14 protein-coding genes are annotated in these 15,592 nt (G+C 63.6%); 8 read left to right on the top strand and 6 right to left on the bottom strand.

Annotation, left to right across the window (positions count from 1 at the left end; translation table 11 throughout):
• Positions 1-19: 19 nt before the first annotated feature.
• The 3 genes from JKL46_RS05015 to JKL46_RS05005 all read left to right on the top strand — a co-directional run bounded on the left by JKL46_RS05015 (position 20) and on the right by JKL46_RS05005 (position 4,618).
• Complete coding sequence (locus JKL46_RS05015; protein WP_201830401.1) at positions 20-373, top strand: hypothetical protein; 354 nt, start codon at positions 20-22, stop codon at positions 371-373.
• Positions 374-518: 145 nt separating this feature from the next.
• Entirely contained in the window at positions 519-3,212 is a 2,694-nt protein-coding gene (gene mprF / locus JKL46_RS05010; protein WP_201830398.1) for a bifunctional lysylphosphatidylglycerol flippase/synthetase MprF, read from the top strand.
• A complete protein-coding gene (locus tag JKL46_RS05005; RefSeq protein ID WP_201830397.1) occupies positions 3,209-4,618 on the top strand; it encodes a virulence factor family protein in 1,410 nt (469 codons plus the stop codon). Before mprF ends, JKL46_RS05005 begins: the two co-directional genes overlap by 4 nt.
• 137 nt (positions 4,619-4,755) lie before the next feature.
• Here JKL46_RS05005 and JKL46_RS05000 read toward each other — a convergent pair whose 3' ends face one another.
• The 5 genes from JKL46_RS05000 to JKL46_RS04980 form a co-directional block, all read right to left on the bottom strand.
• A complete protein-coding gene (locus JKL46_RS05000; RefSeq protein ID WP_201830396.1) occupies positions 4,756-6,726 on the bottom strand; it encodes a PD40 domain-containing protein in 1,971 nt (656 codons plus the stop codon).
• A 90-nt stretch (positions 6,727-6,816) separates the two neighbouring features.
• Positions 6,817-7,887: an AI-2E family transporter gene (locus JKL46_RS04995; RefSeq protein ID WP_201830395.1), complete on the bottom strand. Its 1,071-nt coding sequence runs from the start codon at positions 7,885-7,887 to the stop codon at positions 6,817-6,819.
• A 416-nt stretch (positions 7,888-8,303) separates the two neighbouring features.
• Positions 8,304-8,888, bottom strand: a complete 585-nt coding sequence (locus JKL46_RS04990; RefSeq protein ID WP_201830394.1) for a DUF2939 domain-containing protein — start codon at positions 8,886-8,888, stop codon at positions 8,304-8,306.
• A gap of 117 nt (positions 8,889-9,005) precedes the next feature.
• Positions 9,006-10,094, bottom strand: a complete 1,089-nt coding sequence (locus JKL46_RS04985; protein WP_201830393.1) for a TRAP transporter substrate-binding protein — start codon at positions 10,092-10,094, stop codon at positions 9,006-9,008.
• Positions 10,095-10,227: 133 nt separating this feature from the next.
• Positions 10,228-11,724, bottom strand: a complete 1,497-nt coding sequence (locus tag JKL46_RS04980; protein WP_201830392.1) for a sensor histidine kinase — start codon at positions 11,722-11,724, stop codon at positions 10,228-10,230.
• 109 nt (positions 11,725-11,833) lie between these two features.
• On the opposite strand from JKL46_RS04980, the gene JKL46_RS04975 reads away from it, so the two are divergent.
• Genes JKL46_RS04975 through JKL46_RS04965 form a run of 3 tightly spaced genes read left to right on the top strand, consistent with a single transcriptional unit; the run spans position 11,834 to position 13,082 of the window.
• Positions 11,834-12,163: an ArsR/SmtB family transcription factor gene (locus JKL46_RS04975; protein WP_201830390.1), complete on the top strand. Its 330-nt coding sequence runs from the start codon at positions 11,834-11,836 to the stop codon at positions 12,161-12,163.
• On the top strand, positions 12,160-12,624 hold the full coding sequence (locus JKL46_RS04970; RefSeq protein ID WP_201830388.1) for an SRPBCC family protein: 465 nt from the start codon (positions 12,160-12,162) through the stop codon (positions 12,622-12,624). Before JKL46_RS04975 ends, JKL46_RS04970 begins: the two co-directional genes overlap by 4 nt.
• A gap of 44 nt (positions 12,625-12,668) precedes the next feature.
• On the top strand, positions 12,669-13,082 hold the full coding sequence (locus tag JKL46_RS04965) for a GFA family protein (protein ID WP_201830386.1): 414 nt from the start codon (positions 12,669-12,671) through the stop codon (positions 13,080-13,082).
• Positions 13,083-13,267: 185 nt separating this feature from the next.
• On the opposite strand, the gene JKL46_RS04960 is transcribed toward JKL46_RS04965, so the two are convergent.
• Positions 13,268-13,459, bottom strand: coding sequence for a hypothetical protein (locus tag JKL46_RS04960; protein ID WP_201830384.1), 192 nt, complete (start codon positions 13,457-13,459; stop codon positions 13,268-13,270).
• A gap of 177 nt (positions 13,460-13,636) precedes the next feature.
• Between JKL46_RS04960 and JKL46_RS04955 the strand changes: the two genes are divergently transcribed.
• Positions 13,637-14,680 carry an endonuclease/exonuclease/phosphatase family protein gene (locus JKL46_RS04955; protein ID WP_201830376.1) on the top strand — a complete coding sequence of 348 codons (1,044 nt, stop codon included), beginning with the start codon at positions 13,637-13,639 and terminating at the stop codon, positions 14,678-14,680.
• 355 nt (positions 14,681-15,035) lie between these two features.
• Positions 15,036-15,587, top strand: a complete 552-nt coding sequence (locus JKL46_RS04950) for a hypothetical protein (protein WP_201830368.1) — start codon at positions 15,036-15,038, stop codon at positions 15,585-15,587.
• The last annotated feature ends 5 nt before the right edge of the window (positions 15,588-15,592 follow it).

Raw genomic sequence — 15,592 nt, 5'->3', positions numbered from 1 at the left:
ACGGAAGCGATTCGATTTCGTGAACCTGAACCGCATCATCCTGGGCTTCGTGCAGCCTCTCCTCGCGCTCCTGCTGATGGCAGGCCTGGCGCAGGCGGAGCCGCGCCTGTTCGACGACAATGATCGCATCCGCATCATCGAGCGGACGCTCGATACGGCCATCATCCTCGCCGACGATGCTTTCCAGGCGGAGCGGATCGTCACGGACGAGTCCGAAAAAAGCCATGGGTTCGGCTATGCGCTGCTTCCAGGCTGGACCGAGATCGTTCTCGACCGAAGCCGGCTGATCGAGACCGGCCGTAGCGCCTATCCCACCGCTCCCCCCTCCCATCGGCACTGCGCCGCCCCGCCCACCGGTCCCCCGCTCGTCTGAGGCACCTGCCGCGCCCTTCGCGCCGCAGGCTTGGCCGCGCGTTCCTGCGCGCTCCCAACCGGGTTTCGCCAGGCATCGAAGCCGCCGTGGAACCCGCCAAGTGTCGGAACCATCCGACGCTCAGCAACAGACGAAAGATCTCCCCATGTCCACCCATGCTCTGCGTACCGCCGAGCCTCGTTCCGGGCGCGATGCGCTGTCCGAGGAAGGAAGCATCGAAGCGGCCGGTGCCGCATCCGATGCCTGCCTTCCTCCGAAACCCGCTCCGTCGGCCAGGAATTGGCGCGTGCTCCTGCATCGGGTCGCGCCCGCCGGAATCGTCGCGATCATCGCCGCCATGATCTATCTGCTGGCCGAATTGCTGGCCGGGCTCGACTTTTCCGCAGTGGCCGCGACCGCGCTCGGCACGCCCCCGCATGTGATCGCGCTGTCGCTGTTCTTCAGTGCCCTCAGCTATGGCGCGCTCACCGGCTACGACCTCTTCGGCGTGCGTGCGGCGACCGACAAGCCGATTCCTTACAGGACCATCGCTGTCGGCTCCTTCACGAGCTATGCCATCGGACACACGCTCGGCTTCCCGCTCTTTACCGCCGGCGCCGTGCGCTGGCGCATCTACGGCGCGGCCGGACTGAACCTCGCCGAGGTCGCGAAGCTTACGGCCGTGGCGGCCGTCACCCTATGGACCGGCATGGCGGCCGTTCTCGGCATCAGCGCCGCCCTGCAGCCCCAGGCTCTCGCCGCTCTCGACCGGCTGCCCGTCGGCCTGAACCAGGTTCTGGGCATTGTTCTGCTGCTTGCGCTGGCCGGCTACGTGATCTGGACCCACAAGGGCGAGCGCGTCATCGGCCGCGGCGAGGCGCTGGTCCGCCTGCCGGGGGGCAGGGGAGCGCTCATCCAGATCGGTCTCGGTCTCGTGGACGTCTCGGCGGCTGCCGCGGCGCTCTGGGTGTTCCTGCCGCCGGATATCGGCATCGGCTTTCCGGCCTTCGCGGCTTTGTTCGCGGGTGGAATCCTGCTCGCCATCGCCAGTCATGTTCCCGCGGGCCTCGGCGCCTTCGAGGCGGCGCTCCTATTGGCTCTGCCCGATGCGCCCACGGCCGAACTTGTTTCCGCGGTTCTGGTCTGGCGGCTGACCTATACGCTCATCCCATTCCTGATCGCAGTGACTGTTTTCACCGTCCACGAATTGCGCCGCTCCGACGCCCGGCTCTCGCAGGCCGTGCGCCGCATCCGACGGCTCATCCTGCCCTTCGTGCCGGCCGCGCTCGCCGCCCTCACGGTCCTCGGAGGGCTCGTCCTGCTCACCTCCGGCGCCCTGCCCAATGATTACTCGCGCATTCGCGCCCTGAGGCATCTGGTGCCGCTGCCTTTCGCCGAGGTGTCGCATCTCGTCGGCAGCACGGCGGGCGTGGTGCTCCTCATCCTCTCGCGCGGTCTCATGCGCCGCCTTTCGGGCGCCTGGACCATGGCCGTGCTGGTGATCGGCGCCGGCATGGTGGTGTCGCTCGCCAAGGGCTTCGACTGGGAGGAGGCCCTCGTCCTCGGCGGCGTGCTGGTGCTGCTTCTTACCCACCGCTCGGCCTTCTACCGCAAGGCCGGCATCTTCGCGGAGCCGCTCGAGCCGCGCTGGCTCGTCGCTCTGGGCTTCGTCGTCGGCTGTTCGATCTGGCTCGGCCTCGCCGCGTTCCAGGACGTGGATTACAGTCACGACCTCTGGTGGCAGTTCAGCTGGCAGGACGACGCCTCGCGCTTTCTGCGCAGCAGCCTCGTCGCGGTCGTCATCGGTGCCGGCCTGTCGCTCTATGCCATGATTCATCGCTCGCCGAGTCCGCGACGGGCCGAGCCGCTGCGGCTCGACGCGCTCACGCCCGCGCTCGCACAGGCCGAGCGCGCCGATGCGCATCTCGCACTGCTCGAAGACAAGCGCTTTCTCTTCCACGAAGCGGGCGATGCTTTCCTGATGTATGCGGTGCGCGGCAAGAGCTGGATCGTCATGGGCGACCCCATCGGTTCGACCGAGCGCGCTGCCGATCTCATGTGGCGCTTCCTCGAGGAAGTCGACCGTCACGCGGGCTGGCCCGTTTTCTACCAGGTCAGCCCGACCCATCTGCCGCTCTATCTCGATGGCGGCCTGTCTCTCGTGAAGCTCGGCGAGGAGGCCCATGTGGATCTCGCCGAGTTCACCACCGAGGGCAAGATCGGCAGGGATTGGCGTGCCGCCCTCAACCGGGCCAAGCGCGAGAGCTTCGAATTCGCAATCGTCCCGGCCGCCGATGTGCCGGTCCATCTCGCCGAACTCAAGCGCGTGTCTGATGCGTGGCTCACCCAGCGCCGCGCCGGCGAGAAGGGCTTTTCCATCGGCTTCTGGTCGGAGAGCTATCTCTCGCGCTTCGATGTCGCCGTCATTCGCCGGGAAGGCCGCATCGTTGCCTTCGCCAACATCTGGTATGGCCAGCCGGGCGGCGAGCTCACCGTCGATCTCATGCGCCATCTGCCGGAATTCTCCGGCATCATGGATCTCCTCTTCGTCAGCCTGATGCAGGAGGGCAAGGCGCGCGGCTATCGCTGGTTCAACCTCGGCATGGCGCCGCTCTCCGGCCTCTCCGGCCATCGCCTCGCGCCGAGCTGGCACAAGATCGCGGCCTTCGTCGCGCGCAACGGCGAGCGCTTCTACGGCTTCAAGGGATTGCGGGCCTACAAGGAGAAATTCAAGCCCGTCTGGGAGCCGCGCTATCTCGCATGCCCGGGCGGCTGGGCCCTGCCGCAGATCCTGCTCGACGTCACCAACCTGATCTCCGGCAGTCCGGTGAAGACGGTCGGCAAAGGAGCACGGCCATGAAGTATGTCCGGCCTTTTCGTATCACGGCAAGCCTGCTCGCACTCGCGGCTCTGGTGCTGGGAAGCATCCTCCTCGGGCGTTCGGCGTGGTCCGCTCTGACGCCGCCACAGATCTCGACGGTCACGATGGACGTGGACGGCTTCGGTTCCGTCGAAGTCGTACGCTCGGACCGTCCGGCACAGGGCCTCGTGATCCTGGTCGACGACGAGTCCGATGCGGATACGCGCCGGCAGGATGCGCTTGCTCTCGCCGAGAACGACATCGTCGCCGTCTCGTTCAACTTCGATGCGCTCCGTGCCGACTTCGCCAAGTCGCCTGCGACGGACGAGTGTCACTACGTCTCCGACGACCTGAAGGATCTGGCGGAGGCGGTGCAGCGCAAGCTCGGATTGGGGCGCTATTTCTTTCCGGTCATCGCCGGACGCGGAGATGGCGCAGCGTTTGCCTATGCGGCACTGGCACAGGCGCCGGTGAACACGCTCGGTGGCGGCATCGGGATCGGTTTCAAGCCGCTGCTGCGCTCCGACAGAACCTATTGCTTCGATACGCCTCTGGAGCAGGCGGGAGACGGCTTCTTCGCCCTTCGCCAGGAAGCGAACCTTCCCGCACCCTGGCGGGCGATATCGCCGGAAGCCGAGCGTATCCGCGTTGAGGCTTTCCAGGGCGATGGCGACAATGTCGATTTCGTGCCCGCGGGCAACGAGGCCGAAACGCGGCAAGCGCTCGTCGACAATGCGCTGGAGCTCGGAAAGACCGGCGAGCGCGGACATTCCGCATTGCCTGTATCGATCATCAAGCCCGAGGGGCCTGTGACGGGCCTTGCGATCGTCATTTCCGGCGATGGCGGCTGGCGCGACATCGACAAGTCGATCGGCGAATGGCTGGCACAGAAGGGCGTCGCCGTCGTCGGAGTCGATTCACTGCGCTACTTCTGGTCCAAGAAGAGCCCGCAGGATGTGGCGGCCGATCTCGGCCTTCTGTTCGATCATTACGGCGCCGAGTTCGGCACCAACCGCTATGCCATCGTCGGCTTTTCCTTCGGCTCCGACATCATGCCGGATGTCTGGCCTCAGCTGCCGAAACGCGTGCGGGATCGCGTCAGCCTCGTGTCGCTGCTCGCGCTCGGCACCAATGCGGATTTCGAAGTGACCGTCGAAGGCTTCATCGGTGCAGCCTCACCCGAGAGCCGTCCTCTCGCACCCCTGCTGCATCAGCTCCCGCTCGATCGGACGCAGTGCATCTACGGCAAAGAGGAAGCCGACGATGACGAGACGTCGTGCACGGCTCCCGAACTCGGCACTGCGCAACGCGTCGCTCTCGAAGGTGGACACCATTTCGACGGCGAATACGAGAAGGCGGCGGAAGCGATCTGGGAACGGCTGGAGAATGCGAAGCCGGTTCCTTGATGACGTTGGTTCGACACTCCCGAGTCACGACGGAATTGTCGCGCCGGCCTCTGGAAGGGTAGGACGGAAAAGCCCACTCACAACCAAGAAAAAACCCCGCCGTGGCGGGGCTTCGGGATGCGAGGGAGGAGGGGCCCTTAGAGTACGAACCATCCCTTGCTGAGATCGATGGAGCCCTTCAGCTTGATCACGGCCTCGGCCGCCTTGTCATTGTCGGTGTTGAGATAGACGAAGGTTTCCTTCTTCGTCTTCTCGACGCGCACCTGACCGGCCTTGGTGAAGGCCTTGTCGCCGATGAAGGAAAACTTCTGGTCGCCCTTCTTCTTGGTGTCGGCATCGACCAGCTTGAGATCGATCTTGTCGCCCTCCTTGCCCTTGAAGTCGAGGATGTAATCCGCCTTGCTCTTCGAGGAGCCGGTTTCCTTGTCGTCGAAGACGAACACATCCTTGCCTTTGCTGCCGGTGAGGGTGTCCACACCCAAGCCGCCGATGAGCCGGTCGTTGCCGCCGTTGCCGATCAGGATGTTTGCGAAGGCGTCACCCGTGAGGCTGTCTGTACCCGCGCCGCCGGAGAGGGTGTCGGCGAGGACGGTGTTGCGGGCCATCGTGCCTGCAGTGACATTGACTGTGTGCGGCACCTTCCACTCCAGTGCGCCCTCGACCAAGGTCACCGAGGCTGCCTTGATGCCGGTGGTGGCGTAGGCGTGGTGGAATGCGGCGGAGCCTGCGGTAGGCGTGACGCTGCTCGACGTGCCATCGCCCCAGGAAATCGTCGCGCTCGAGGCCGCACCCGTGCCGAGCTTTACCTCGAGAAAACGGCCTTCCCTGATCTCATGACCATAAGACTCGTAGAAGAAGTCATATAGGAAAATGTCAACGTTATTGCTCCCGTCGCCAGGCACCAGATTGGTGGCATCGCTTTGAATGACCGCATAACGCCCATTTGCACTCATCTGGGCGTTGGCGAGGTAACCGTTCGCTCCGCCAGCACCGACAAAACGGTCGATCCCGCCCGTGACCAGATCTTTGCGGAGGATGTCCCAAGAGGAGCTTGTAGCCCCTGCGGCGAGATTGGTGGCCCTTGTCTCAAAGATGACGTAGCGTCCGTCCACACTGAATTGGGCTGTGCGGGATTCCCCATTGGCCTGCCCATTGCCGAAGGCGGAGATACGCTCGATGGTGCCGGTGACGAGATCCTTGCGGAAGATATCGCGCTTGCCGTTGGTGTCGTCGATGACGAGGTTGGTTGCGGTGCTCTCGAAGATTACGTAGCGCCCGTCGGCGCTGATTCGGGCATTGATAGATTCACCATCGGCTACATCGTTGCCGGCGATAGAGACACGCTCGACCGCGCCGGTGACAAGATCTTTGCGGAAAATGTCATATGCGCGGTTATTGTCGTTGGGGTCAACGGCTCCGGTGACGAGATTTGTGGCCGCGCTCTGGAAGACCATGTAGCGCCCATCTGGCGTAAAATGCGCGCCTTTAGATGCCCCGTTCGCCTGCAGGCCATTAGAAGCGGTGGACAGGCGCAACACTTGTTCGCTAACGATATCCTTGCGGAAGATGTCGAACCCGTTGTTGGTGTCATTGTTCACAAGGCTGCTGGCGCCGCTATCGAAGACAACATAGCGGCCGTCAGCGCTTAATTGCGGATTCTCACAAGGAGCTTCCGCTTGGTAACCGAACACGTTCGTAGAGATTAGCTTAACGGCACCTGTCGAAAGATCCTTGCGGAAGAGGTCTTCTCCAGGGTTGTTGTCCCCATGTACTAAGTTAGGAGCATTGCTTCTAAAGACTATGTAGCGTCCGTCGCCACTGATCGAGGCATCGATGGATGTGCCGTTCGCCTGGGCTCCACCATGAGCTGTGGAGATGCGCTCAAGGATGCCCGTGCGGAGATCTTTGAGAAAGATGTCAGCGGTATTATTGGTGTCGCCATAGACGAGGTTAGAAGCAAGACTGGTGAATAGGATGTATCGCCCGTCTGCGCTGATCTGAGGGTCAATCGAGGATCCGTTGGCTGTTACTCCCCCCTCGCCCAGGGAAATTTGGTTGGGAGCCATGTCGGCTGCGGGCTTGGATACTGATTGGACCGTCAAAAACATAGCTTTCCCCGCGAATTTTGGCTGGAATCCATAACAGGGGCGCTATTATATAATAATATTTCGTTGCTGTCGATGAACGAAGTTTGAGGTTCATCGCGGCTTGGCTTCCTCGCCTTCTCCCGGCACCTCCGTCCGCTCGCCCAGCGTCTCGCGCACGTAGAGCTTCTTCACCAGCACATAGGTCACGACCGCGAGCGGAAAGCCGAAGATCAGGCCGAGGCCGCCGAACAGGACGCTGCCGATCAGGATGGCGAAGAGGGCGAGCGCCGGGGGGATGCTGATCATGCTGCGGGCGACGAGCGGGAAGATGACGTTGCCTTCGAGCTGTTGGATCACGATCATCGCGACGATGGTCCAGAGCGCGGTCTCGCCGCTGATGCTGAACGCGATCAGCACGGCGGGGAGGGCGCCGAGAACCGGGCCGAGGAAGGGGATGAAATCGGCAAGCCCCGCGATGAGGCCGAGCGCGATGGCTGAGGGCAGGCCGATCAGCCAGAAGGCGATGGTCGCGAGTACCGCGACGCAGGCCATCGCGATGAGCTGCGACGTCAGCCACAGCCGCAGGGCCTTTCCTGAAGCTTCAAGCGTGCTCTCGACGCGTTCATGGTGGCGGATGGGGAAGAGCTTGATGAAGCCTTTTTCGTAGAGGCGCGGCGCGGCGGCGATGTAGAGGCCCGCGATCACCACGAGAATGAAGTCGGTCAATCCATTGAGAATGGCGCCGCCGATGCCGGCAAGGCGTGCCGCCATGCTGCTCGTCTGCGCGTTGTTCACGATCTCCGACAGATCGTCGGTGATCGGTCCGACGCCGAGATGCTTGGAAAAATTGTCGATGGCGCTCGGGAGCCGCTCGACCACGTTCGAAAACTGCGCGCGGACCTGTGTCCCGAACAGCGTGATGATCGCGAGGAACAGCGCGAAGATAACGAGGCTGGCGATCATCAGGCTCCAGCGCTCCGGCACGCGCAGATAGCGCACGAGCGCGTCGGCGGCCGCATGCAGGAGAATGGCGACCAGAACGGCACCGAAGGCGAGAAGGAGCACATCGGACAGCTTCCAGAGCAGAAGCGCCATAAGCCCGAGACCGAGCACGATGAGGGTCTTGCGGACAAAGTCCGCATCCCCCGTCAAGCTTCGAAAGGAACGGTCTCGATCGTCCATCGTTTACGCCTCACTCGTTATGTGCCGCTAATCCAATCGAAGCAGGGCGGCGTTGTTCCCTTGGGACTGCCCGATGTAGTCTTCAGATCTTTCAGACTACATCTTCATGGTGTTCCCCTAATCTCCCTGATCGGTCGTCGGTGATGGGAACGTATTGTAATGTTCTTTGTTATCGTGCCATGGAGGAGAAGCGTATGACTTCGAATGTCATCTGTTTTATTCTCGGCACTGTGTTTCCTCTGGCGATGGTGGGGTGGCTGTTCGTCCACTGAACTATGCTTATACATGGCGCGGCCGATGAGGGATGTGCCGGGATGTGCGTGTTGTGTCGCGTATCGGAAAGCCCGCCTGAAATTGAAATCTCAGGCGGGCTTTTCATTGCGTGAGGTTCGGCTCTGCTCTCGTGAAGCTCGACGTCATTTTTTCATGGCAGCTGCGCGCCTGCTCAGTTCGTGCTGAAGCGCCGATGGCAGCTCGAGGCCGGTGACCCGCCAGGTCGTGCCGCTGAGCCGCAGGGTGATCCGGAACTGCCTGTCCTTCGCCTCGTCCACCGGGAACGGAATCGTGATCGCCCGGAAGCCCTGCGATTCCGAGAAGAGAAAGGTTCGCCACATGCGGCCGAGCGACTCCGCATCGAGGCCCGTCGGGACGAGCGCATGACCGCCTCCGGTCGCGCTCTGCCGCAGCTTCGGGTCGTCGAGAAGATCGATCAAAGCCTGCGGCGTGACGAGGCTTTCCAGCACGGGGTTGAGGGTGGCTGTGCCGGCCTGGGTTGCTGCCTGCCGGTCGAGCCCTGCAAGATCCTGGGTCTTGAGAAATTCGCCGAGGATCTGGTGCGCGAGCGAGACGCGCAGCGCGTTGAAATTCACGCGCTCGGCAATCCGCGCAAGGTCGCGCGCCTCGATGGCCTTGGACAGATCGTAGAGCGCGACGAAGGGCGAGACCATGAAGATGGCCCAGGCCAGCAGGAGAAGAAAGCTGATGCGAAAGGTCCAGCGCATCGTCGGTCGGTCGCCCCGCGAAGTTCAGGCCTCGGACCGCTTCATGTGGCCATGGCCGGGCCAATAAAAAAGGGCGATCGGAGGATCGCCCTTTTTCGGATCGGCTGCGCTTCAGGATTACCCGCGGGCGCGGGCGCGGATCATGAAGGTGTCGTAGGCGTATTCGGCCACTTGGAACCAGAGGTATTCTTCGTTCCGGAAGCCCTTCACCGAGTCGATGACCTTCTTGAAGTCGGCGTTCTTGGCCGAGACTTCGTCATAGACTTCGTTGGTCGCCTTGTAGGCAGCTTCCAGGATCTCCTGCGAATAGGGGCGCAGCTGGGTGCCGGCGCCGAGGAGGCGGCGAAGAGCGGCCGGGTTGCGGGCATCGTACTTCGCCAGCATGTCGTTGTTGGCGTAGGCGGAAGCTGTGGTCAGGATCGCCTGATATGCCTTGGGCAGTTCTTTCCACTTGCCCTGATTGACGAACAGATGGATCGCCGGGCCGCCTTCCCAGAAGCCAGGATAGTAGTAGTACGGCGCGACCTTCGAGAAGCCGAGCTTCTCGTCGTCGTAGGGGCCGACCCACTCGGCGGCGTCGATGGTGCCGCGCTCGAGGGCCGGGTAGATGTCGCCGCCGGGGATCTGCTGCGGCACCGCGCCGAGCTTCTGCATGACCAGGCCGGCAATGCCGGCGATGCGCATCTTCAGGCCCTGCAGGTCCTGGACGGTCTTGATCTCCTTGCGGAACCAGCCACCCATCTGCACGCCGGTGTTGCCGGCGGGCATGCCGTAGAGGTTGTGCTTGGCGTAGAATTCGTTCAGCAGATCGTTGCCGCCGCCCTGATAGAGCCAGGCGTTCATCTGACGGGCATTGAGGCCGAAGGGGGCCGCCGTGCCGAGGGCGAAGGTCGGATCCTTGCCGAAATAATAGTAGGAGCAGGTATGGCCGAGCTCGACGGTGCCGTTGCCGACCGCATCGGCGATCTGCGGCTGGGGAACGACCTCACCGGCCGCGAAGGCCTGAATCTGGAACTTGCCGTCCGTCGCTTCGGAGACGAACTTCGCGATCACCTCGGCCCCGCCATAGATGGTGTCGAGCGACTTCGGAAAGCCCGACTGCAGGCGCCATTTGACCTCGGGCATCGACTGGGCGATGGCCGGAGCGGCGACCGCGGTCGAGGCGGCACCGATGGCGGTTGCCTGCAAAAACTGGCGACGTTTCATGCTTATCTTCCTCTCTGATCGTGACTTCCGCCACTTGGCGCCTATTGAACTGAATTGGGTTGCATTCGCAAGAAGCCACGCGGCACTATCGACTAATGATCTATGGCGTCGTGAGAGCGACCGACCGATCTGCTCAAGAAAGAGGCACGTCGACGGTGCACACCACCCCGAACGGCTCGTAGATCAGGCGCACCTCGCCGTTCAGCTCCCGCGCCAGCCCTTCCTGGATCAGCCGTGAGCCGAAGCCCTTGCGGGCAGGGGTGGTGACGATAGGGCCGCCGCGTTCCTCCCAGCGCATGACGAGGCGCTCGCCGGAGGCGGATTTGAGCGTCGACCAGGAGATATGGACCTCGCCCTCGCACGACCCCAGGGCGCCATACTTGACCGCATTGGTGCACAGCTCGTGCAGGGCCATCGACAGGCTGAGCGCCATCGGCGGGGGCACGCGCAGGTCCGGCCCGTCGACCATAAGCCGGCCGCCCTCGCCGGAGAGGTCGCGATAGGGCGCGAAGGCCTGGGCTATGATGTCACTTATGCTGGCACCCTCCCAGTTTTCCCGGGTGAGGATGTCGTGGCCGCGGGCGAGGGCGAAGAGGCGGGCTTCGAAACTCGCATAGGCCGAGGGCAGGTCCTCCAAGCTCCCTGTCCTGATCCCGCGGAAGCTCTGGGCGGCGAGGGATTGCACGGTGGCGAGCGTGTTCTTGACCCGGTGGTTCAGCTCGTTGAGCAGAAGCAGCAGATGCTCCTCGGAGCGCTTGTGCTCGGTGATGTCGATCTGGATCCCGTCCCAGACCGTGCCGCCGTTCTCGAGCCGGCGCGGTGTCACGATGATGCGGTACCAGCGCGGTTCCCCCGTCTTCGCGTGCCACATCTGGAATTCGGATGCGAATTCCTTGAGTTCGCGATGCGCCTCGAGCTCACGCTCCAAGATCCTCTGGCGGAACTCGGGCAGGACGAGGTTGTAGAGCAGGCCCGGATTGGCCTGCACCTCATGGGCGGGAATGCCGGTGAGCCGCTCGCAGGTCTTCGAGACGTAGAGCACCCTGCGGTCGTGGAAATCAGGGGAATGGCTGGTCTGGTAGAACATGCAGGCGGGAGCGTTGTTGGCGAGTGCGCTCAGGCGCGCCTCGCTCGCTCGCAGCTCTTCCTCCGCCTGACGCCGCTCGGTCCAGTCGCGAAAGCTGACGCCGATGCCGCCGTCGTAGGGAAAGACGTGGAATTCCAGGTAGCGCCCCTGACGCCCCACAGCCTCCGCCTCGAAGGCCAGGGGCTGGCCCGAGGCAAAGACCTCCTCGTAGCGCCGGCGCAGGTCGGTGCCCTCGGATGCGGGGAAGACGTCCCAGATCATGCGGCGGAGCATGGTCTGGCGGGGCACGCCGAAATAGGCCTCCGCGGCGCGGTTGATGTAGCTGAAGCGCCAGTCGGCATCGAGGGAATAGAAGGCATCGCCGATGCCCTCCAGGACCACGGCGAGCCGGGCCGCAACCTTCGCTTCTATCGAGCGGGCGAGCGCCTGCTGCAGGGCGCCGTCGAGGGCGCCTCTGGCAGTGCTGGAGATCGAGGCGATCAGGTCGCCTGCGAGTTGTTCCACATCGTCGGACGCGGCCAAAGCAGGGCTGGGCATACTCATTCATGAAACATAATCACGTTTTGGAGATCGGGCAATGTCGTAACGTCCGTCTGATCTGCGCAAACAATTAGTATTTACTAATTATTTAGTCTATGCTAATTGATTGTTCATGAACGAAACCGCTTCAATCGATGCCGTTATGCGCGCCCTTGCCGACCCCACAAGGCGGGCCGTGTTCGAGCGCGTGGCAGGATCCGGGGAGATCTCGGTGGTCGAGCTGACGCGCGGGAGCGGCGTTACGCAGGGCGCCATCTCGCAGCATCTCAAAGCCTTGAAGCAGGCCGGGCTCGTCGCGGAGCGGCCCGAGGGCCGCAAGGTCTTCTATCGCGCCGAGCCGGAAGGCTTGGCGCCCCTCGTCGACTGGATGAGTCATTACGGCGTGTTCTGGCGCGAGCGGTTCGCCAGCCTGCGGAGCCTTCTGAAGGAGATCGATCCATGAACCATGTCGCAGTCACGCCGGACACCAAGGAGATCGTCGTCGACGAAATCTTCCCGCATCGGCCGGAGACGATCTGGAAAACGCTGACGAGCGGCGACCTGATGGCCCGCTGGATGATGGCGCCGACCGGCTTCGAGCCGGTGACGGGCAAGGATTTCACGTTCCAGACGCGGCCCGCGGGGGAGTGGGACGGCACCATCCGCTGCCGTGTGCTGGAGGTCGTTCCGAACCAACGCCTCGTCTATGCCTGGACCGGCGGCCACGACGGCAATGTCGGCTATGGCTCGCTGCTCGACACCATCGTCACCTGGACCCTGACGCCGGTCGCGACCGGGACGCGCCTGCGCCTCGTCCATTCCGGCTTCGAGCTTCCGCGCAACGACACGGCTTATCAAAACATGAGCGAGGGCTGGAAGAAGGTCGTCCGCAATCTCGGCGACGCTGTCGAGGGGCAGGGCTGATTGGGAATGGTTCGCGCCAACGCGCCTCACCGAAGGAAAGCGATATGACCACACCCTATACCGGCGGATGCGCCTGCGGCGCGATCCGCTACGAGATCTCCTGCGAGCCGATCGTGATGACCGATTGCCAATGCCGCGACTGCCAGCGGGAGAGCGGCACCGGGCATGGCTCGCATCTGACTTTCCCGCGCTCCGGCGTGACGGTCACGGGAGAGGCGACGCAATGGGACATGGTGGGCGACAGCGGCAAGGCGAAGACCCGCGCCTTCTGTCCGACCTGCGGCTCGCCGGTCTACATGACGGTGGCCGTTGCGCCGGATGTGTTCGTCGTGCGCGCGGCGAGCCTCGACGACCCCGGCAGGTACAGGCCGCAGATGGTGTTCTACACCGCGAGCGGCCACGCCTGGGATCGCATCGATCCCAACCTACCGGCCTTCGAGCGGATGCCGCCGATGTGACGTGGGGAAGGGCAGCATCCCCCGAAGCTGCCTCATAGACCTCTCGCCTCATCCTGAGGAGGTCGCGCAGCGACCGTCTCGAAGGAGGATCCAGAGGGCACTGGAGACGCCCTCGTCCTTCGAGACGCCGCCTTTGGCGGCCCTCAGGATGAGGTCTAGGGGGACGCCCTATATGGGCCAGTCTCTCAGGACTCGGAGGCGTGGTTCTTGTCGAGCGCGGGATTCTTGGGAATGCTGAACACTTCAGCCGCGCAGACGAGCGTGAACAGGAGGATCACGCCGCCGATTTCGGCAATGTTGACGAGAGTGGAAGAGTAGTCGCCCACATAAGCGAAAGCGCCCGTGACGAGCGCAACAACAGCAGCCCAAAAGAACATGGGCTTCCTCCCGGCGAAGCTTGGATGCGGACGATGAACCTTTTAGGTACCCAAAAGTTCCTAAGGCCAAGCTAAAAGATTCCCGAGACTTGGCTTTCAGGCAAGGGGGGCAGCGCCCTAATTCGCTCGAATTTCGAAATATTTTCGATGTTTCCTGCCGGGAAGGGACCCGACCACATGCGCGCCATCGTCGACCGGATCGTCCCGCAGATCGAGGCACCGGATGAAGGTTCTCTGGAGGAGGCGCGCGCCGCATCGCGGCTGCCGCAGGGGAGCCAGGATCCGTTCCTGCAACGCCTGCCGGCCTTCCACGCCATTGAGGGCATGCCTCCTGCCGCGCGGCTTCCGTGGCCGGGACGCTTGCGGATCGCGGCGCTGAATGCGGAGCGGCTCCGCGACCGGCCTGCAGTGCGAGGGCTGATCGAGCGGACAGGCGCCCATGCGACGCTCCTGAGCGAAGTCGATCTCGGCATGGCGCGCTCCGGCAATGCGCACAACCTGCGCGACCTCGTGGCCGGGACGGGGCAGGGCTATCTCTACGGCGTCGAGTTCGTGGAACTCGATCTCGGCAGCGAGGAGGAGATTCGCCGCCATGAAGGTGCGCGCAATGCGTCGAGCCTCCACGGCAACGGCATCGCGACCGCGCTGGCACTGGAAGCGCCGCACCTGATCCGGCTGGAGGAAAACGGCCTGTGGTTTCACGGCATCAAGCAAGCCCAGCACCGGATCGGCGGGCGCATGGCGCTCGCCGCCCGCGTGGCGGAGGCGCCAAAACCCCTCTGGCTCGTGAGCACCCATCTCGAAAGCAAGACCGATCCGGCCGACCGGCAGGCTCAGATCGCCGCCTTGCTGCGCGGCCTCGATTCCATCGCGCCGAACGAGGCCTGCGTCATCGGCGGCGACTTCAACACCAAGGCGCTGCCGCGGGGCGAAGACGAGCGCGAGCTCGTTCTCGATTCGCCCGAGCGTTACGAGCCGCTCTTCGCCGACCTGCGCGCGGCCGGCTTCGAATGGCGCGCCGCGAATCTTGCGGTTCCGACTCAGGCGCCGGGTCCTTCGGACAAGCACAGCCCGCCTTACGGCAAGCTCGATTGGATCGTCGTGCGCGGGCTCGAGGCGAGCGCGCCGCGGACCCTGCCCGCGGCGGACGCGGAGGGCAGGCCGGTCTCGGATCATGAGATGGTGGTCGTGGAGCTCGCGTTTCACGGCTCCCAAACCTAGAGGCCTCAAGGATTTTACGGTGAATCAGGGGCGAAATTGTCGCGCGGGGGAACCAAAGAAAGGTTTCCTGTTCATTGGCCTCCTGTTCTGATTTTGGCCCCAGATACGCGTCACATTATCCATAATTTCCTGATCGGGAGGAACAGGCGGCGAACGGGTCTCGGCCTAGCCCTTGGCGCGTAAGGCTTTTCGAAGTTCGCGCCCCGCCGGACGAATCCGGCTTGACAGCGCGACGCTCTTAGAGTACAAAACGTGAACACTGACGAGGTGTGAATGAAGCCCCCCGCCGCATTCATCCGGTCGGTAACCTCCGCCGCTCAAGCCCCGCTTGGGCGGTTTTTTATTGGCCGTATCCATGCGTCAGAGAATCGAAGTTTCCGACGATGTGAAGCAGCAGGCGTGGGAGTGGTATGCGCGATCGCCCGAGAAGCATCTGCCGGACATCCAGCAACTGCTCGGTGTCGGCGCGAGCACCTTCGTGCGGATGCGCGAGCGCTGGGGCTGGCCGCCGCGTCATGCGGTGTTGGAGCAGCATGCGCTGAGCAAGGCCGCAAAGGACCAGGGCGGCGTTGCCGGCCTCGCGATGGCCGCGACGGCCTCTCTGAACGACGCGGCGCGCGCTCTGGCGCAGGCGACGCGGGCGCAGATCGATGCGCTCATGGACGAGCAGCGGCGAGGGCGCGCCAAGGATCACGACAAGACGGCCCGGAGGCTCGCCTCCCTTGCCAGGACGCTGGCAGCCGCCCGGGCCCTTCTGGACAAGGAAGGCTCAAAGCTCGATGAACACGAGCAATCCAACGACAGACCCCGTCGCAGCATCCACGAGTTGCGCGACGAACTTGCTCACTATCTTGACCGGGTTATCGCGGAGGAGGAGGCTCGCGGACGCGACGGCCTCCTGGTCTGAGGACG

The sequence above is a fragment of the Microvirga zambiensis WSM3693 genome, assembly GCF_016735695.1.
Taxonomy (GTDB): domain Bacteria; phylum Pseudomonadota; class Alphaproteobacteria; order Rhizobiales; family Beijerinckiaceae; genus Microvirga; species Microvirga zambiensis.
Note: the sequence above shows the minus strand (reverse complement) of the source record. Positions and strands in the feature narration are given on the sequence as shown.